The 16,377-nt window shown below is 71.2% G+C and carries 22 protein-coding genes; 11 read left to right on the top strand and 11 right to left on the bottom strand.

Going from position 1 to position 16,377, the window contains the following annotated elements; genetic code table 11:
* Window positions 1-133 precede the first annotated feature (133 nt).
* The 10 genes from BJF80_RS06035 to BJF80_RS05995 all read left to right on the top strand — a co-directional run bounded on the left by BJF80_RS06035 (window position 134) and on the right by BJF80_RS05995 (window position 6,392).
* Window positions 134-391, top strand: coding sequence for a glutaredoxin family protein (locus BJF80_RS06035; protein ID WP_075812235.1), 258 nt, complete (start codon window positions 134-136; stop codon window positions 389-391).
* Complete coding sequence (locus BJF80_RS06030) at window positions 391-1,365, top strand: cytochrome c biogenesis CcdA family protein (RefSeq protein ID WP_075812233.1); 975 nt, start codon at window positions 391-393, stop codon at window positions 1,363-1,365. The genes BJF80_RS06035 and BJF80_RS06030 overlap by 1 nt, the downstream gene beginning before the upstream one ends.
* Window positions 1,362-1,979 carry a peroxiredoxin family protein gene (locus BJF80_RS06025; protein WP_075812231.1) on the top strand — a complete coding sequence of 206 codons (618 nt, stop codon included), beginning with the start codon at window positions 1,362-1,364 and terminating at the stop codon, window positions 1,977-1,979. Before BJF80_RS06030 ends, BJF80_RS06025 begins: the two co-directional genes overlap by 4 nt.
* A 138-nt stretch (window positions 1,980-2,117) precedes the next feature.
* The gene (locus BJF80_RS06020) at window positions 2,118-2,741 is read left to right on the top strand and encodes a DUF305 domain-containing protein (protein ID WP_075812229.1); all 624 of its coding nucleotides are present in this window, start codon (window positions 2,118-2,120) and stop codon (window positions 2,739-2,741) included.
* A 49-nt stretch (window positions 2,742-2,790) separates the two neighbouring features.
* On the top strand, window positions 2,791-3,000 hold the full coding sequence (locus BJF80_RS06015; RefSeq protein WP_237767462.1) for a hypothetical protein: 210 nt from the start codon (window positions 2,791-2,793) through the stop codon (window positions 2,998-3,000).
* The gene (locus BJF80_RS19845; protein WP_237767460.1) at window positions 2,967-3,059 is read left to right on the top strand and encodes an SHOCT domain-containing protein; all 93 of its coding nucleotides are present in this window, start codon (window positions 2,967-2,969) and stop codon (window positions 3,057-3,059) included. The genes BJF80_RS06015 and BJF80_RS19845 overlap by 34 nt, the downstream gene beginning before the upstream one ends.
* Before the next feature lie 169 nt (window positions 3,060-3,228).
* Window positions 3,229-4,566 (top strand): multicopper oxidase family protein, encoded by a 1,338-nt coding sequence (locus tag BJF80_RS06010; RefSeq protein WP_321166351.1) that lies wholly within the window; start codon window positions 3,229-3,231, stop codon window positions 4,564-4,566.
* Between the two features lie 46 nt (window positions 4,567-4,612).
* Complete coding sequence (locus BJF80_RS06005) at window positions 4,613-4,900, top strand: SHOCT domain-containing protein (RefSeq protein ID WP_075812225.1); 288 nt, start codon at window positions 4,613-4,615, stop codon at window positions 4,898-4,900.
* Between the two features lie 60 nt (window positions 4,901-4,960).
* The gene (locus tag BJF80_RS06000; RefSeq protein WP_083673486.1) at window positions 4,961-5,563 is read left to right on the top strand and encodes a DUF305 domain-containing protein; all 603 of its coding nucleotides are present in this window, start codon (window positions 4,961-4,963) and stop codon (window positions 5,561-5,563) included.
* A 13-nt stretch (window positions 5,564-5,576) separates the two neighbouring features.
* A complete protein-coding gene (locus BJF80_RS05995; RefSeq protein ID WP_237767453.1) occupies window positions 5,577-6,392 on the top strand; it encodes a potassium channel family protein in 816 nt (271 codons plus the stop codon).
* Window positions 6,393-6,561: 169 nt separating this feature from the next.
* On the opposite strand, the gene BJF80_RS05990 is transcribed toward BJF80_RS05995, so the two are convergent.
* The 10 genes from BJF80_RS05990 to BJF80_RS18280 all read right to left on the bottom strand — a co-directional run bounded on the left by BJF80_RS05990 (window position 6,562) and on the right by BJF80_RS18280 (window position 15,100).
* On the bottom strand, window positions 6,562-7,326 hold the full coding sequence (locus BJF80_RS05990; protein WP_143554001.1) for a DUF305 domain-containing protein: 765 nt from the start codon (window positions 7,324-7,326) through the stop codon (window positions 6,562-6,564).
* A complete protein-coding gene (locus tag BJF80_RS05985; protein WP_075812221.1) occupies window positions 7,263-7,673 on the bottom strand; it encodes a four-helix bundle copper-binding protein in 411 nt (136 codons plus the stop codon). Before BJF80_RS05985 ends, BJF80_RS05990 begins: the two co-directional genes overlap by 64 nt.
* Window positions 7,674-7,814: 141 nt before the next feature.
* Complete coding sequence (locus BJF80_RS05980) at window positions 7,815-9,221, bottom strand: NADH-quinone oxidoreductase subunit N (protein ID WP_202817147.1); 1,407 nt, start codon at window positions 9,219-9,221, stop codon at window positions 7,815-7,817.
* A 15-nt stretch (window positions 9,222-9,236) separates the two neighbouring features.
* Window positions 9,237-10,727 (bottom strand): complex I subunit 4 family protein, encoded by a 1,491-nt coding sequence (locus tag BJF80_RS05975; protein ID WP_075812219.1) that lies wholly within the window; start codon window positions 10,725-10,727, stop codon window positions 9,237-9,239.
* A 2-nt stretch (window positions 10,728-10,729) separates the two neighbouring features.
* On the bottom strand, window positions 10,730-12,667 hold the full coding sequence (locus BJF80_RS05970) for a proton-conducting transporter transmembrane domain-containing protein (protein WP_075812217.1): 1,938 nt from the start codon (window positions 12,665-12,667) through the stop codon (window positions 10,730-10,732).
* Window positions 12,664-12,966 (bottom strand): NADH-quinone oxidoreductase subunit NuoK, encoded by a 303-nt coding sequence (locus tag BJF80_RS05965; RefSeq protein ID WP_075812215.1) that lies wholly within the window; start codon window positions 12,964-12,966, stop codon window positions 12,664-12,666. The genes BJF80_RS05970 and BJF80_RS05965 overlap by 4 nt, the downstream gene beginning before the upstream one ends.
* Window positions 12,963-13,526, bottom strand: coding sequence for an NADH-quinone oxidoreductase subunit J (locus tag BJF80_RS05960; protein ID WP_075812213.1), 564 nt, complete (start codon window positions 13,524-13,526; stop codon window positions 12,963-12,965). The genes BJF80_RS05965 and BJF80_RS05960 overlap by 4 nt, the downstream gene beginning before the upstream one ends.
* Window positions 13,527-13,528: 2 nt before the next feature.
* The gene (locus tag BJF80_RS05955) at window positions 13,529-14,476 is read right to left on the bottom strand and encodes a complex I subunit 1 family protein (protein ID WP_058889692.1); all 948 of its coding nucleotides are present in this window, start codon (window positions 14,474-14,476) and stop codon (window positions 13,529-13,531) included.
* 25 nt (window positions 14,477-14,501) lie between these two features.
* Window positions 14,502-14,837: a hypothetical protein gene (locus BJF80_RS18285; protein WP_143554000.1), complete on the bottom strand. Its 336-nt coding sequence runs from the start codon at window positions 14,835-14,837 to the stop codon at window positions 14,502-14,504.
* A complete protein-coding gene (locus tag BJF80_RS18280) occupies window positions 14,828-15,100 on the bottom strand; it encodes a hypothetical protein (RefSeq protein WP_143553999.1) in 273 nt (90 codons plus the stop codon). The genes BJF80_RS18285 and BJF80_RS18280 overlap by 10 nt, the downstream gene beginning before the upstream one ends.
* 77 nt (window positions 15,101-15,177) lie before the next feature.
* On the opposite strand from BJF80_RS18280, the gene BJF80_RS05945 reads away from it, so the two are divergent.
* Window positions 15,178-15,438, top strand: coding sequence for a hypothetical protein (locus BJF80_RS05945; RefSeq protein WP_143553998.1), 261 nt, complete (start codon window positions 15,178-15,180; stop codon window positions 15,436-15,438).
* 431 nt (window positions 15,439-15,869) lie between these two features.
* Here the strand turns inward: BJF80_RS05945 and BJF80_RS05940 are convergent, their stop codons facing one another.
* On the bottom strand, window positions 15,870-16,193 hold the full coding sequence (locus tag BJF80_RS05940; RefSeq protein ID WP_237767459.1) for an NADH-quinone oxidoreductase subunit A: 324 nt from the start codon (window positions 16,191-16,193) through the stop codon (window positions 15,870-15,872).
* Window positions 16,194-16,377: the final 184 nt, after the last annotated feature.

Raw genomic sequence — 16,377 nt, 5'->3', positions numbered from 1 at the left:
CTACCACCGAGACCAGAGGAAGAATCAACGAAACCCAGAAGACCCCGATGTGGTCTGATCCGAGCGCCCGATGCGGACATTAACGCTGAAACACCTCAGGGCCACCACCGGTCGGTCCAGGGACGCCCAGCCCGTGCCGCGAGCCACCCTGCTCACCACCACGGCGTGCCACCTGTGCGAGGACGCGCACCAGGAGCTGAGCCGTCGCGCAGGGTGCGGCGAGCTGTCCCTGGAGGTGGTGGCCGTGGAGTCTGACGAGGGGCGCGCGCTGGTCGCCACGCACCGACCAGCCATGTTCCCGCTGGTGCTCCTCGACGGCCGCCCGCTGGGTCACGGGCGCCTCTCCCGGCGCCGCCTGGACGCTGCGCTGCGGTCGGGCAAGGTGCGCTGATGGGCACCGAGCTGCTGGCCACGGGCAGTATCCTGGCGGCCTTCTTCGCCGGTGCCGTCGCGCTCTTCGCCCCGTGCTGCATCGTCTTCCTGGCCCCGGCCTACCTGGCCGCGGCGGTGAAGAACAACAGGTGGCGCCTGCTGCCGCTCACCTTCGTCTTCGCCGCCGGGCTCGCCCTCGTCCTGGTGCCCATCACCCTCGGTGTCAGCCTGATCGCCGGAGCGATCGCGAGGTACCACGTGCAGCTGTACTGGGCCGGCGGGCTGCTCATGATCGGGCTCGGTCTGCTGGCCCTGTCCGGGCGCATGTGGTCGATGCCCTCGGTGCTGCGCGCCCCGGACACCGCCCGGGGGGACTCGGCGACGTTCTTCAGCCTGGGCGTCTTCTCGGGGATCGCCTCCAGCTGCTGCGCCCCGGTCCTGGCCGGCGTGATGACCCTCTCGGCGCTGTCCGGCAGCGCCGCCGGCGGAGCGCTGCTGGGTATGGCGTACGTCTTCGGCATGGTGCTGCCGCTCTTCGTCATGGCGCTGGCCTGGGACGCAGCCGGGCTGGGGGAGCGCCGCTGGGGGCGGGCCAGGCCGCTGCGGTGGAGCGTTGCGGGACGGACGCTGCACACGAACACCGTCAACGTGGCCGTCGCACTGGCCTTCGTCGCCATGGGGGTCGCCGTCATCTCGCTGGCGGGGTCGACCACCATGACCGGCAACGCCACCTGGTTCCAGCGCCTCGCGAGCGACGGGGTCACCCGGACCGCCGAGCAGGTCCTCGGCCGGGTCGCGCCCGTGCCCGAACCCCTGCTCGGGCTGGGCCTGCTCGCCCTCGCCGCGTCGTTCGTGTGGTTCACGCTGCGCGACCGGAAACGCAGGACGACCACGGACGCCGACGGAACCGCCGACGGAACCGCCGACGATGCACCCACGCACGCGTGCCACGAGCACACGGGCGCACCAGGACAAGGAGCGCAGCAACCATGAGCACCAAGACCCAGCAAGCGCGGCGTCAGGCGCACGTCGCCCGGATCCGGCTCGAGCAGCAACGTCAGGAGCACACCGAGCGGCGCCGACGGCTCCTGGGGCTGGCCGGGCTGCTCGTCCTCGTGGCCGTGGTGACCTTCGGCCTGTGGCAGGCCCGGCCGACGACCAACGAGGTCAGCGGCGACGCGGCGCCCGGGTTCACGCTGCCGACGACCACCGGGCAGAGCGCGTCCCTGGCCGACTACCGGGGCAGCCCGGTCATCCTCTACTTCAACGAGGGCGCCGGGTGCGGGTCGTGCACCCAGCAGATGGCCGAGATCGAGAAGAACCGTGGCTTCGCCGACGCCGGCATCGTCGTCCTGCCGATCGTGATGAACACCGCCGCCCAGATCCAGGCCGACCTCGACACCTTCGGCGTGAGCACGCCATACCTGCTCGACGACGGGACCGTCTCGCAGGCCTACGGCACGCTCGGCAAGGGCATGCACGCCGGGCTGCCCGGGCACGGGTTCGTCCTCGTCGACGCCGACGGCGTGCAGCGGTGGCAGGGGAACTACCCCTCGATGTGGCTCGACCCCGACGACCTGCTGCGCGAGGCCACCTCGCGCCTGTGAGCGCCTTGACCCGTGTGACGAAGGTCCGACGTCGGTTCGATGAAGGTTTCCTGAAGGGACCCCCTCCGGGCTGGAATGACGCTGCATGGTCACGTTTACTCAGGGGGCACCGTCCCCCGACCTCTGGAGCTGGCCCCGATGATGAACACCTCTCGCCTTCGCCTCGCGACCGGCGCCCTGGCGCTGACCGCGTTCCTCGCCGGCTGCGGCGACTCCACCGAGCCCGCAGGCGGCGGCACCACCGCCGCCTCCACGACGGACGGTGAGCAGACCGCCCAGGAGCACAACGAGGCGGACACGATGTTCGCGCAGATGATGATCGTCCACCACGAGGGCGCGATCGAGATGGCCCAGCTGGCCCAGGAGCAGGCGGTCACGCCCGAGGTGCAGGAGTTGGCCGCACAGATCGAGGCGGCCCAGGGCCCGGAGATCGAGCTCATGCAGTCCTGGCTGCAGCAGTGGGGTGAACCGGCCGCCTCCGAGGACGACATGGCCGGGATGGGCCACGGCGACACCAGCGGTATGGAGATGGACGGGATGACCCAGGAGGAGGCGATGGCTGAGCTCGAGGGCCTGTCCGGCGAGGCGTTCGACGCCCGGTTCCTGGAGCTGATGATCGAGCACCACCGCGGCGCCGTCACGATGGCACAGACCGCCCTGGACGAGGGGCAGCACCCCGACGTGCAGGAGCTCGCCGAGCAGGTCGTGACCGACCAGGAGGCCGAGATCGAGCACATGGAGCAGCTGCACAAGGGGTTGTGAACCCCGAGACGGCATGCAGCCGTGCCGGTGGTGAGAGGAGGATGGAGCCGTGACCTGGGTATTCACAGCCCTGCTCATCGGTGGCATCGCGCTGCTGGCCTACACGCTGGCGCGGGTCCTCGCCGGCGGCCTGGTTCACGGACCGACCGGGGCCGGCGTTCCGGGTCGTCCCGCCGGGACCGGACCGAGGACACGGCACCTGCTGATGGGTCGAGCGCCCGGCGGATCCTGGACGAGCGCTACGCGGCCGGGGAGCTGAGCACGCAGGAGTACGAGCATCGCCGGGCTGTGCTGGCCGGGCGCGAGGAGGAGTCATGAGACCGGTCAGCCGGCGCACGGCGCTGACCATGGGTGGACTGGGTCTCGCCACCACCGTGATAGGTGGGACGGGCCTGTGGCGTGAGCTGACCACGCCCGGTGCGCCCGGCGATCCGGGGGGTGAGCTGGTGGAGCCGGAGGTGCTGGCCAGCGGCGGCGGGCGCTGGACGTGCAGCTCCAGGCCCGCGTCGACACGCACGAGGTGGCGGGGCGGTCGGCCACCACGATGGGCTACAACGGCGGCGTGCCGGGTCCGACCCTGCGGCTGCGCCCCGGGGACCTGCTGCGGATCGAGCTGGACAACCAGCTGGACCACGTGACCAACCTGCACGTGCACGGGCTGCACGTGACCCCCGAGGGCGACGGCGACAACGTCTTCGTCGAGGTCGAGCCCGGCGCGAGCCGTCAGTACGAGTACCAGCTGCCGAAGGACCACCCGCCGGGGGTCTACTGGTACCACCCCCACCACCACGGCAGCGTGGCCGACCAGCTGTTCGCCGGGCTCTACGGCGCCATTGTCGTGGAGGAGGACGACCCGCCGGCCGTCGACCGCGAACGGGTGCTGGTCGTCTCCGACATCACCCTCTCCCAGGACGGGTCCGTCGTCGGCCCCTCGATGCCCGAGCGGATGATGGGCCGCGAGGGTGAGCTGCTCCTGCTCGACGGCCAGGTGGAGCCGGTCCTGACGGCACGGGGGGGCGATCGGGAGCGTTGGCGGGTGGTCAACGCCTGCTCCTCCCGCTTCGTGTCGTTGCGGTTGTCCGGCGAGGGCAGCTCCGCGCGAGTGGTCGGCCGTGACGTCGGCCGCCTCCCCACGCCGGTGGCCCTGGAGGAAATCGTCCTGGCCCCGGGCAACCGGATGGACGTGCTCGTCGACCTGGCCGAGGGCAGGACCGAGCTGGTCGCCGTGCCCGTGGACCGCGGCCAGATGATGGGCGGGATGATGGGCGGCGCCGTGGGCCCGGAGGACTCCGAACGGGTCCTGGCCAGCCTCGACGTACGCGGGGGCGGGGGGCCCTCGGCCGGTGAGGCCGGCGACGGCGGCGCGGGGGCGGCCCCCGGTCCCGACGGGCTGCTAGCCGACCTGCGGGACGCGCAGGTCGACCGGCGCCGGCAGCTGACCATGGAGATGTCCATGGGCGGCGGGATGATGGGCGGGGGCGGCCGTGGACCGGGCGGGATGATGGATCTCACCATCGACGGCCGGTCCTTCGACCCTGACCGCGTCGACCAGCGGGTGCGGCTGGGCACGGTCGAGGAGTGGACCATCGGCAACGTGGGCCCCATGGACCATCCCTTCCACCTGCACGTCTGGCCCATGCAGGTGCTCGACGTCGACGGGCAGGCTCCCGAGGAGGTGCTGTGGCTCGACGTGGTCAACGTCCCGGCCGGCGGCAGTGTCACCGTGCGCGTCCGGTTCGCCGACTTCGGCGGACGGACCGTCTACCACTGCCACATCCTCGACCACGAGGACCTCGGCATGATGGGCACGATCGAGGCCGAGTGACCCTGCGACGTCCGGACCGACCGACCACGAAGGAGAGGAGAGAACGATGATGGGCAACGGCTGGGGAGCAGGCATGGGTTGGATGTGGGTCCTGTGGCCCCTGGTCATCATCGCCACCGTCGCCGTGGTGGCGCTGCTGGTCCGCTCCGGCGCAGACCGCTCACGCCCGCCAGCGCCGGTGGACCAGCCGCCGGCGCACGAGGCGGACGAGCCGACCGCGGCCGCCGGGCAGCCCGCGGCGCGCCGGATCCTCGACGAGCGCTACGCCCGCGGTGAGATCGACGAGGAGGACTACCGGGCCCGGCGTCGACGCCTCGAGGAGCCCGACGCCTGAGAAGCACCTAGCCTGACCGCATACCCCTGCACGTACCCACGAGCCGAGGAGGCACCGCCGATGTCCGAGCACGACCAGGGCCAGCACACCGAGCACGACCAGCACGGCCGGTCCGCGCAGGACCACGAGCAGCACAAGAAGCACGAGCGCAAGATGTACCTGATCTTCGCCGGCATGATCACCACCTCGACGGTGACGATGTTCCTGCTGACCTACACCAACGCCTTCACCTGGTCGCACATGACGTTCAGCGAGGAACGGCTCTACATGGCCCTGCTCATGGGCTCGGCGATGGCCATCATCATGCTCGGCTTCATGTGGGGGATGATGTACAAGAACGTCAGGGTCAACCTGGCAATCATCGCCGGCGCCCTCGTCCTGGGCCTGACCGCGCTGTGGCTGTCCCGCTCCCAGACCCTGGTCGACGACCAGGCCTACATGAACGGGATGATCCCGCACCACTCGATCGCCATCCTCACCAGCGAGCGCGCCGACATCGACGACGTGCGCGTGCGCGAGCTGGCCGACGAGATCATCGAGGCCCAGCGCAAGGAGATCGCCGAGATGAAGTGGCTCGTCGACGACATCGAGAGCAACGGCGTGGTCACCACCGACCAGGAGGCCGAGCAGCGCCCCGTCCCCGAGTTCGGGGGTACTCCTTGAGAGGCACATCGTGATGGGGGTCGTGATGACCCTCGCCGGGATCGTGGTGATCGGCGTCGGTCTGCACGACATGTTCCACACCCTGCTGCACCCCACCGGCCAGGGACGTCTGAGCCGGATGGTGCTGACCGGGATGTGGAAAGTCTCGAAGGCGACCGGGCACCGCCTCGGCTCCACCGTGGGACCCCTGGCGATGGTCGCGGTCATCCTGGTGTGGGTGCTGCTGCAACTGCTCGGGTGGGCGTTGATCTACCTGCCGCACGTCCCCAAGGGGTTCATGTACTCCTCCGGCGTGGACCCCTCGGACTACCCTGACGCCCTGGAGGCTGTCTACCTGTCGGCCGTCACGCTGAGCACGCTGGGCTACGGGGACATGGTGGCGACCGACCTGTGGGTCAGGACCGCCTCGCCCCTGCAGGCCCTCACCGGCTTCGCTCTGCTCACCGCCGCCCTGACGTGGTTCACCCAAATCTACCCGCCGCTGTCCCGCCGCCGCGCGCTCGCTCTCGAGCTCAAGGGCCTGGCCGACAGCGACTGGGCAGGCAGCGTGGACGACGCCGACCCCGCCGTCCTCACCCGGGTCCTGGACACCCTCGCGGCGGAGGTGGTCACGGTGGGGATCGACTTCGCCCAGCACACCGAGGGCTTCTACTTCCAGGAACGTGACCCCGACCTGGCGCTGGCACGCCAGCTTCCCTACGCCCTGAGGCCGCGACGAGGCCCTGGCATCCTCCGAGGCGGTGGTTCGACGCAGCGGGCGGCAGCTGGCACTGGCGATCGACCAGCTCAGCTCCGAGCTCGACGACAACTTCCTGCTTACCGGTGGTGATGCTAAGGAGGTGTTCGTCGCCTACGCGGATGACCACCACCACGAACCACGCTTCTGAAGCCAGCTGTCGCGTGCGGGTGTCGTTCGCCCGTGGTTGTCCTACGCGGACCCGCCTGGGGCTGTGCCCGCCCAGCGACGTCGGCGGGCACGGCGTGCGAGGAGGCCTGTCTTAGGCGGTACTGGTAGGGCGGCCGCCGGGCAGGCCGTACCACTCGTGCAGCCAGTTCTGCATCATCTCGATCTCGCAGAGCTGCACGGTCTTGATCTCCGCGCACATGGCGAGGAGATCGTCGTGCTCGGCCCGGGCCAGGCACGTCTCTGCCTCCCGGACCGCTCCCCAGTGGTGTCGGATCATCGAGCGCATGAACGCGATCTCGAACTCTTCTCCGTCGAGGTCGTGGAACCGCTGCATCGACTGCATCCCTGTCATGTCGGGCATGTGCTCGAGGCCGTACCAGTCCATGAGCCAGCCCTGCATGGTCTCGATCTCCGCGGTCTGCGTGGCGATGATGTCCTCGCAGGTGGCGATCAGCTCGTCATGGACAGCCTTCTCCAGGCACATCTGACTCATCATGACGGCCATGTGGTGATGGTCGATCATGCCCGTGAGGAAGTCGACCTCGAACCGTTCCGCCTGCTCCGAGCTCGCCGGGGCATCCGCGACCGCGGCCGGGGCGGCTGCGACCGCCACACCGGCCACCGGGGCGAGGGCCACAGCCAGGGCGGTCAGGATGGAACCGGTGCGTCGGCGGTTCTGTATCGCAGTCTTCGCGTCGTTCTCCTTCTGTACGATGCCCGGTCCTTGTACCGGGCGGGATGGGGTGTCCCGAGAGGAAGTCCGGGCGCTGGAGGTATGAAGCTCCTGCTGGTTCAGCTGAGGCTGGCGAGGAGCTCGGCGCACGCGGTCTCGCAGCGTCGGCAGGTTTCTGCGCACACCCGGCAGTGCTCGTGCATCTGCGCGTGCTGCTCGCACTCCTCGGCGCAGGCCCGACACGCGGTGCGGCAGGCCTCCAGCGCCGCCCGGGTGGTCTCGACGTTGTTCCCGGTCTGCCGGGACAGGACGTTGCCGGTCGCGGCGCAGACGTCGGCGCAGTCCAGGTTCTTGCGGATGCAGGTGACCAGGTCGGCCACCATGTCCTCGGCCAGACACGCATCCGCGCAGGCGGTGCAGGTCTGGGCGCACTCGAAGCACGCCTCGATGCACTCGGCGAGCTTCTCCTGGTCGATCGAGCCGATGTCCTTGGGGTAGGTCTGCAGCATCGTGGTCACGTGGTGGGTCATCGTGTTGCTCCTTCTCTCATGGCCGGCATCGGTGCCGGCGTCTGGATCTGGTGCAGGGCCGGCCGGGAGCTGGCCACCTCCCGACGGTAGACCTGGGGGAGACGGGTCGCGAGCGGAACCGGCCGGTGCGAGGCAGCCGGGTCACAGGGAGAAGGTGGCCCAGAGGGCTCCGGCTCCGATGCCGAGGAGAAGGCTCAGCGCTGCGGTCCCGATCGCAGCGCTGCGCGACCACCGGCCTTCTGTGCCGGCGTCCTGCTGGTGGTGCCCCGCTGTCTCCTGGTGGGTGTAGAGGGGCGCGATCCAGCGCAGGTAGTAGAAGAGGCTGGCGACGGTGTTGACGAGGACGAGCACGGCCAGCCAGGCGTACCCGGCGTCCCAGGCCGCGGCGGTGGTGGTCAACTTTCCGACGAAGACCACGGTGGGCGGGGTGCCGACGAGGCCGAGGAGCGCCACGACCAGGGCTGCGCCCAGCCACGGATGGGCTCTGCCCATGCCCCGGTAGGAGCGCAGCTCGCGCCGCTGGGGGAAGGCGGTGGTGACCGCGAACGCCGAGAGGTTGGTGACGGTGTAGCCGGCGAGGTAGAGCAGCAGCGAGGGCAGGGCGAGGTCGCTGCGTCCGGCGACCGCGACCGGCACGAGCAGGTAGCCGACCTGGCTGACCGTGGACCAGCCCAGCAGGCGTCGCGGGTCGGTCTGCCAGTAGGCGGCGAGGTTGCCCAGCGTCATGCTGGCCACGGCCAGCAGCGCGACCAGCAACGGCCAGGCCAGGGTGTCGGGAAGCAGCTCGACGAGCCGGTATGCCGCGATCACGGCCCCGATCTTGGGCACGGTGGTGAGGAACGCCGCGACGGTCCCGCCGGCACCCTGGGCAGCGTCGGGGACCCAGAAGTGCGCGGGTGCTCCTCCGGCCTTGAACAGCAGCCCGCCCAGCACCGCCACGACGCCGGCGGCGACCACGCCTGCCGGTGCGTCGGCGAGCCGGTCGGTCAGCTCGGCGTAGGACGTGGTGGCTGTCACGCCGTAGAGGAGCGTGACCCCGGTCAGCAGCAGGATGCCGAAGAGGGCACCCAGCAGGTAGGTCTTCATCGCGGCCTCGGCGCCCAGGGGTGTGCGGGCGATCCCGATCAGGCCGTAGAGGGGGACGCTGGCCAGCAGGAACCCGACGGTGACGACGAGCAGGTCGTTCGCACCGGCCAGGATCAGGGTGCCGGTGGTGGAGAACAGCAGCAGCGCGTAGGTCTCGCTCTCCCGCGGGGTGCCGGCGATCTCGTCGGAGGCCAGCGCCAGCACGACGAGGGTGCCGAGCGCGGCGACGACCCGGGCGACCCCCGTGGTGGTGTCGACCGTGAAGGTGCCTTCCATCGCCACCTGCGCCGGGCCGGGCAGGTCCAGGGCGGCCAGGGCGGCCGCGACCAGCAGGGCGGCCGCGGCGACGGCACGGGTGACCCACTGGCGGGTCCGCGCCAGGAACGACCCGCCCAGCAGGGCCGCGAGCCCACCGAGGAACAGCACGATCTCCGGTGCGAGCAGGGCCGGCCGCATGGCCATGGACTCCACCGCGATCTACCTCCCGACGAGCTGGACGAGGACCTGCGCCGCGGGCTCGATCACGTCGAGCAGCAGGCGGGGGAGGACCCCGATGAGCAGCGAGAGTGCCAGCAGCGGCCCGATGGCCCACAGCTCGGCCGGGCGCAGGTCACCGAAACCGACGGAGGCGCCCTGGGTGGCGCCGGTGAAGATGCGTTGCAGCGCCCGTAGGAACAGGGCGGCGGTGATGAGGATGCCCAGCAGCGCGACCGCGGTGACCGGTGCCGCGGCGATGCTGCCGGTGAAGATCTGGAACTCGGCGATGAAGCCGGACAGGCCGGGCAGGCCGAGCGAGGCGAACGCCCCGACGGCGAACAGCGCCGCGAGCCTGGGGGCACGGTCGGCCAGACCGCCGTAGGCGCCCATGTCGTAGGTGCCGGCCCGCTCCCACATCACGCCGGCGATCAGGAACAGGGCGGCGGTGACCAGGCCGTGGCTGACCATCTGGGTGACGGCACCGGTGACCGCCACGGACCGCGCCTGCACGGTGTCGTCGGCGACGATCCCGGCGGCGCCGACGGCCAGCACGACGTAGCCCATGTGGTTGACCGAGGTGTAGGCGACCATGCGCTTGAAGTCGGTCTGGGCTAGCGCGACCAGGGCGCCGTAGACGACGGAGACGATGCCGACGACGACGATCACCCAGGCCCACGCCCGCCACGCCTCCGGCAGCATCGGCATCGCGATCCGGACGAACCCGTAGGTGCCCATCTTGAGCAGGACGCCGGCCAGGACGGCCGAGCCGATGGCTGGGGCGTCGGTGTGCGCCGGGGGCAGCCAGGTGTGGAACGGCACCGTGGGCGTCTTGACGGCCAGCCCGAGGAGGATCGCGGCCAGCACCCACGCCCCGGCGGTCGAGGACCCCTCCAGCGGGGTCTGCTCGGCCAGCTCCACCATGTCGAAGGTGTGCGGGTCGGCAGCGACGTAGAGGCCGATGAAACCGGCGAGCAGGGCTAGGGAGCCCAGGAAGGTGTAGAGGAAGAACTTCATCGCCGACCGGCCCGCATCCCCGTGTCCCCACCCGGCGATCACGAAGTACATGCCGACGATGGACAGGTCGAAGAAGAGGAAGAACAGGATCAGGTCGGCGGCGACGAACAGACCCAGGCTCACGCTCTGCAGGAACAGGAACAGCGCCGCCTGGGTCCTCGGCCGGTCGCCGCTGCGCAGCGCGAAGACCGCGCAGGCCAGGAAGACCACCGTCGTCATCGCCACCAGGGGCAGCGACAGCCCGTCCACCCCGACGTGGTAGCTGCTGTTCACCCCAGGGATCCACTGGGCGCGTTCCTCGAACGCCAGTCGACCTGCGGCCGGTGGCTCGTAGGCCAGCCACAGCGCAGCGACGAGGGCAACGTCTGCGGCGGCCACGGCCACCCAGGCCCACCGTGCCGCCCCGTCGCCCAGCCGTGGCAGGGCCATCAGAGCCAGCGCGGCGGCCAGGGGCAGGAAGACGATCAGACTGAGCACGTTCACCTCACCGTGAGCAGGAGCAGGACGCCGACCGCGAGGACCGCGACGGCCTGGACGTAGTAGTGGTGCAGCTGTCCGCTCTGCGGGCGTCGCGCCAGCCGGCCGAGCTGGCGTACCCGTGCCGCGAGCCGCTCCACGGCGCCGTCGAGCCACCGGTCGTCCGCGCGCCCGGCCCGCTGGGCCGCCTCCATGCTCGCCCGGGAGACGGACTCCACGGCGCCGTCGAGCACCCGGTCGTCGAACCCCGCTGCCCGGCGCGCCAGACCGAGGGCGCCCGCCGCGGACCCGGTCACGGCCCGGTCCAGAGCGTGGTCGTCGAAGTGCGCCACCGCCTGTGCCAGCGCCAGGGTCGGCCGGACGACGAGAGCCCGGGTCGCCGGCTCCAGACCCAGCCAGTCCTGCGCCCACCCGGGGCGGGGCGCTGGACGCCACCAGACGAGCGCCAGCACGGCCAGCGCGATCCCCGCCGAGGTGAGCATCTCCACGAGGGTGGGGTGCAGCGGTTCCTCCCCGAGCGCGCGGGCGAGCGTGTCGCCCACCGGTGGCAGCGCGAGCAGACCGAGGACCAGCGCACCCGCGGCGAGCACGACCATCGGTGCGCGTTCGAGCACTCCGACGCGGCCCGTGCCGCGCTCCTCCTCGTCGAGGTGCCCCTCGACCACGGCGCGCTCCGCGGCAGGGACGGGCCGCCACAGGACGACCAGGATCTTGCCGGCGTAGGCGGCCGACAGGGCGGCGGCGGCCAGTCCCACGGCATACAACCAGGGTGAGCGCGCCAGGGCCGCGGCCAGGACGGCGTCCTTGGTGGCCCACAGGGCCAGGGGTGCGACCCCGGCCAGCGAGAGCACCCCGAGCGTGCTGGCCCACCCCACCAGCGGCCAGCGCCGGCCGACCCCCCGCAGGCCGGTCAGGTGCTTGGTGCCCAGCGCGGTGAGCCAGGCGCCGGCGGCCAGGAACAGCAGCGCCTTGGTGGAGGCGTGCGCCACCAGGTGTGCCGCACCGCCGCCGACCGAGCCCAGCCCGGCGCCCATCACCACGAACCCCAGCTGGGCCGAGGTGGAGGCCGCGAGCAGCTGCTTGAGGTCCTGCTGGGCCAGCGCGACCGCCCCGAGCAGCAACGCGGTCACCGCGCCGGTCCAGGCCGCGGCCGGGGCGGCCCAGCCCGTGGAGGCGAGCAACGGCTCGGTCCGCAGCAGCAGGTAGCCGCCCATGGCGACCATCGCGGCCGAGTGCAGCAGCGCACTGACCGGGCTCGGGCCCTCCATCGCCCGGGACAGCCAGAACGAGAACGGCAGCTGCGCCGCCTTGCCCAGCGCCGCGACGAGGACACCGGCCGCCACCACGTGCCGCCACCCCTCGCTGCTCCCGGGCAGGTCGGCCAGGGCCAGCCCCGCTCCACCGGCCAGAGCCGCGCCGGCCGCGAGGTAGAGACCCAGGTCGGCCGCGCGGGTGGTCATGAAAGCGGTCATCCCGGCGGAGACCCGGTGCTGCTCGCGCCACCAGAACCCGATCAGCGCGAACGACGTCGCGCCCATGACCTCCCAGGCGAGCAGCAGCGCTGGCAGCGTCTGCGCGGTGGCGGTCAGGAGCGCGCTGGAGGCGAAGATGAGCATGAGCCCGTGGAACCGTGCCCGGGACCGCTGGATCTCACCCGCTGCGAAGAGCAGCACCAGCAGGGTGACGACCGCCACGGTCGGCACGACCAGTGCCGACAGCGCGTCCACGCCGAGGGCCAGGTCGCTGCCGGCCATGAAGGGCACCGACACCTGCGGTCGGGCCAGGGCCACGAACAGCGACAGGACCGCGGTCAGACCGGCTGTGGCCAGGGACATCGGGACCGCAGCACGCTCCAGACGCGAGAGGGCCAGTGCGCCGCCGACGACCGCGGGCAGCAGCACGAGCAGCCAGAGAGCGGCCTGGGCCATCGGCGGGCTCATCGGGTCAGGTCCGTGGCCATGTCGGTCATGTCTGCCTGGCGTTCCCGGTGCAGCAGGGTGGCGACCGCGAAGCCCATGGCCATCTCCAGGGTCATCGCCGCGATGATCACCAGGAGCAGGACCTGGCCGGTCGGGGCGGGCGCCAGGAACCACCAGAACCCGGCAGCGGCCAGGATGACCGCGTTGATCATCAGCTCCAGGCCCATCATCACCATCACCACGACCTGCTGGGAGATCGCGCCGTACAGGCCGACGGAGAAGACGGCTGCGGCGATGAGCAGGGTCGCCTCCAGGGTCATCGGCCCACACCTCCGGGCTGAGGGTCCTCGGGGGCGCGCTGCTTCAGGTCGTCGCCGAACCGGTCGTACCGGGTGCGGTGCGCCGCGAGCACGACGCCGGCCACGATGGTGGCGACCATGACCGGGCTGATCACGGCCATCACGAGCATCTTCGGGCCCATGAGGGCCTCGCCGAGGGCCACGGTGACCTCCGGTGGTGGGCTGCCGCGGCGGGCGGGCCAGTCCACCAGGAGGATGCCGGCCGCCAGCACCCCGAAGGTGAGGACCGCTGTCGCGACGGCCGTTCTGTTGCTGTGGACCATGCTCATCGGCATCAGGGCGGGGTTCATGCCCATGAACATGACCATGTAGACGGCCATGACGGCCATCTCCATGACCATCATCAGGACGGTCACCACGCCGACGTAGTTCTGCTGCAGGAACAGCACCTGCAGGCCCACGGCGATAAAGGACAGTGCGAGCGCGTACGTGGCGCGGGCCATCGAGTCGACGTAGAAGACCGCGGCGCCGCTGATCACGGCGACCAGACCGAGGCCCCAGAAGGCGATGTCTGCGACCACGCTCAGGCCCTCCAGACGGCGATGACGGCGACGAGCAGGTCCTGGACCAGCACGGCCGGGAGCAGCACCATCCAGCCCACCTCCATGAACATGTCGGGCCGGAAGGCCGGCAACCGCCGCTGCAGCCAGACCAGCAAGGAGAGCACGGCCAGGGTCTTGACCAGTACCCACGCCCAGTCAGGCAGCAGCGGACCAGCACCTCCGCCGAGGAACATCGGGACCGAGAACGCCGCACCGGCCCCCAGCAGGGCGTAGCGACCCGTCTCGAACACCAGCCGGTCCACCCCGGACAGCTCGGCCCGCACGCCGCCGGCGATGTCGCTGCCCAGCGCCGGGGCGAACGGGCCCCATACCGAGAAGGCCGCGACCCCGAGCAGGTAGACGAGGAAGGCCACCGGCATCCACACCGCGAACCACAGGCCGTCCTGGGCTGCGGCGACCGTGCCCACGTTGAGGCTCTGCGCCGCGATCGCCGGAGCGACTAGCGCAAACATCAGGGGCAGCTCGTAGCCCAGCCCGTGCGCCAGGAAGCGGTAGCCACCGACCAGCGAGTGCGCCGAGTTGGCGCCCCACCCGGTCAGCCACACCAGGGCCCAGACCAGGACGTCCATGGCGTTGAACCACATGACCCCCACGTCCAGGTCGAAGATCGTCCACCGCCCCAGCGGGACCACCGCCACCATCAGCGCAGCCGTGACGATCAGCCCTGCCCCGCCGACGCGCCACAGAAGGGTGTCGGCCTGCACGGTGGTGCGACGTCGTTGCCGCATCAGTCGCGCGGCCTCGCCAAAGGGGCGCGCCGCGCCGCTCGCGCCACCGCCCGGGCCGCCGCTGGAGCGTGCTGACAGGACGCCGTCGAGCATCCCTGCGACGAGGACCAGGGCACCGAGGATGGCCACCGCGGCCAGCGCCCAGCCGGGCGCCACGGTCACGACTGGGGAGTCCGGCACGCCTGGGCTCTGCACCAACGCCAGCTCACCCATGGGCCGCCTCGTGCTGGGCGTGGTGGGCCCGCAGCTCGTGGAGGTCGAGGCTGGCCAGGACCAGACGTGCAGCCGCGAGGTCCAGTCCGACGACCAGCTTCCCCAGGTGCTCGACACGGACAGCCGGGCGGTCGCCGAGTCGGGAGGCCGCTGCCGCACGGTCCACCATGCGGACCAGCCTGTCGTAGGTATCGCCCGCGGAGTCCGCGGGCAGCCCCTGGTGGCGGACCTCCTCCTCGGTCAGCGGACGTAACCCCCTCAACGACCAGCGCAGCAGCCGTGAACGACGCACCCGGCGCTGGAGCCGCTCAAGGCCCCTCAGGTCCACCGGGTCTTCCCCGGCCCCCAGTGCCGCGTCGCGGAGCGTCCGTGCCTGGGCCGCGGCATCCTCCCACCCCGCCAGCGCCAGGAAGGAGACGATGTTGTCGAGCGCGCGGCCCGGGCGTCGGTCTCGTCGCCGGCCTCGTCCGCGGCGCCGAGGACCTCAGCGCGTGCCTCGGTCACGACGTCGCCCTGCAGCGAGCAGTGCAGCACCAGTCCTGCCGGCCAGTAAGGCAGCACCGGGCCGAGCCGGACCTTCAGGACGTCCATCTCCAGACCGTCCCTGTCCTCCCCGCCCCCCGCCAGAGGGATTCCGCCAGGGACATGTCCATGCCGTCGTGGCCGCCGTGACCTCCGTGGTCGCCGTGGCCTTCGTGTCCACCGCCTCCGCCGTGGCCTTCGTGCCCACCGCCTCCACCGTGGCCTCCGTGCCCCTCTGCGTCCTCATGGGCGTCGGGCTCCTCGGGACCTGCAGGGTGCCTGTGGTCTCCCTCGTGGCCGGCATGCTCCTCGTGGCCGGCATGCTCCTCGTGGCCGGCATGCTCCTCGTGGCCGGCATGCTCCTCGTGACCGGCATGACCCTGGTGCTCGCTGTCACCATGACCTGAGTCATCCGCGTCACCCGGCTCAACGTGGTGGTCGTGGCCACCGTGCGCGTGCTGGGCCTGGCTGTCGTGGGGCTGGCGTGCGAGCAGATCGTCTGTCCTGGGTCGGTCCGCCGCGTCGTGCCGGTGGCGGTCGGGGGAGAGAAGGAGTGCGTGTGCCTCGTCAAGGACGGCCGCGACGTCCTCGACGCGAAGGGCCTGGACGGTCACCCGCGGCCCTGGCATCTGGTGCCACAACTGGTCGACGGCCTCGCTGAGCCGTGGCCCGGGAGTGCCGCACACGACGAGAACGTCAGCGTCTGCCGGGGAACGGGCCACTTGCCATCCACGCGCGAGCACGGCGTGCTCGGCCACCATGCGCGTGCGTCCCCATCCGGGCACCTCGACCAGCAGGGCGTGCGCGTACCGCGCGGCGACGCGCGAGCTCGCCTCGCTCAGACCCATCGCAGGGCACCTTCCCGCCACGCCCAGAGGACGGCGACGAACAACGCAGCGAGGAAGAGGAACATCTCGACGACCGCCGTGGTGCCGATCTCGGCGACGACGACGGCCCAGGGGTACATGAACAACATCTCGACGTCGAAGGCGAGAAAGAGGAGGGTCGCCAGGTACCACCGCACGTGGTACCGGGACAGCGCGTGCTGCTCGGGGATCCAGCCCGACTCGAACGGGAGCACTTCGAGGGGATCCGGCGTGACCGCCGTCCGACGGTGCAGCCCGTACAGCACAAGCACGGGTACGACGGCGGCGACGGCCATCACGACGACACCCAGGTACATGGACCTCCCTTCGGCGCCCTAGATCCTGCCTGACGGTCGAGCATCTGTCGACCTGGGCGTTTAGCAACGTCGCGTGCTGGCCCTGGCCGCGCCCGCACGATCGCAGGGGTCTACAGGGTTGGGCCGAGACCACTGTCAGGACCAGCGCCAGGCACCAACCACC

The sequence above is a fragment of the Serinicoccus sp. CUA-874 genome (assembly GCF_001942225.1).
GTDB lineage: Bacteria > Actinomycetota > Actinomycetes > Actinomycetales > Dermatophilaceae > Ornithinicoccus > Ornithinicoccus marinus.
Note: the sequence above shows the minus strand (reverse complement) of the source record. Positions and strands in the feature narration are given on the sequence as shown.

Bases quoted from the DNA above. Each gene is read 5' to 3' on its own strand.
- BJF80_RS06030 (WP_075812233.1), top strand. From the start codon at position 391: ATGGGCACCGAGCTGCTGGCCACGGGCAGTATCCTGGCGGCCTTCTTC.
- BJF80_RS06025 (WP_075812231.1), top strand. From the start codon at position 1,362: ATGAGCACCAAGACCCAGCAAGCGCGGCGTCAGGCGCACGTCGCCCGG.
- BJF80_RS06020 (WP_075812229.1), top strand. From the start codon at position 2,118: ATGATGAACACCTCTCGCCTTCGCCTCGCGACCGGCGCCCTGGCGCTG.
- BJF80_RS06005 (WP_075812225.1), top strand. From the start codon at position 4,613: ATGATGGGCAACGGCTGGGGAGCAGGCATGGGTTGGATGTGGGTCCTG.
- BJF80_RS06000 (WP_083673486.1), top strand. From the start codon at position 4,961: ATGTCCGAGCACGACCAGGGCCAGCACACCGAGCACGACCAGCACGGC.
- BJF80_RS05995 (WP_237767453.1), top strand. From the start codon at position 5,577: ATGGGGGTCGTGATGACCCTCGCCGGGATCGTGGTGATCGGCGTCGGT.
- BJF80_RS05985 (WP_075812221.1), bottom strand. From the start codon at position 7,673: ATGACCCACCACGTGACCACGATGCTGCAGACCTACCCCAAGGACATC.
- BJF80_RS05980 (WP_202817147.1), bottom strand. From the start codon at position 9,221: ATGGCCATGCGGCCGGCCCTGCTCGCACCGGAGATCGTGCTGTTCCTC.
- BJF80_RS05970 (WP_075812217.1), bottom strand. From the start codon at position 12,667: ATGAGCCCGCCGATGGCCCAGGCCGCTCTCTGGCTGCTCGTGCTGCTG.
- BJF80_RS05965 (WP_075812215.1), bottom strand. From the start codon at position 12,966: ATGACCCTGGAGGCGACCCTGCTCATCGCCGCAGCCGTCTTCTCCGTC.
- BJF80_RS18280 (WP_143553999.1), bottom strand. From the start codon at position 15,100: ATGGACGTCCTGAAGGTCCGGCTCGGCCCGGTGCTGCCTTACTGGCCG.
- BJF80_RS05940 (WP_237767459.1), bottom strand. From the start codon at position 16,193: ATGGCCGTCGCCGCCGTCGTACCCGTGCTTGTGCTGTACGGGCTGCAC.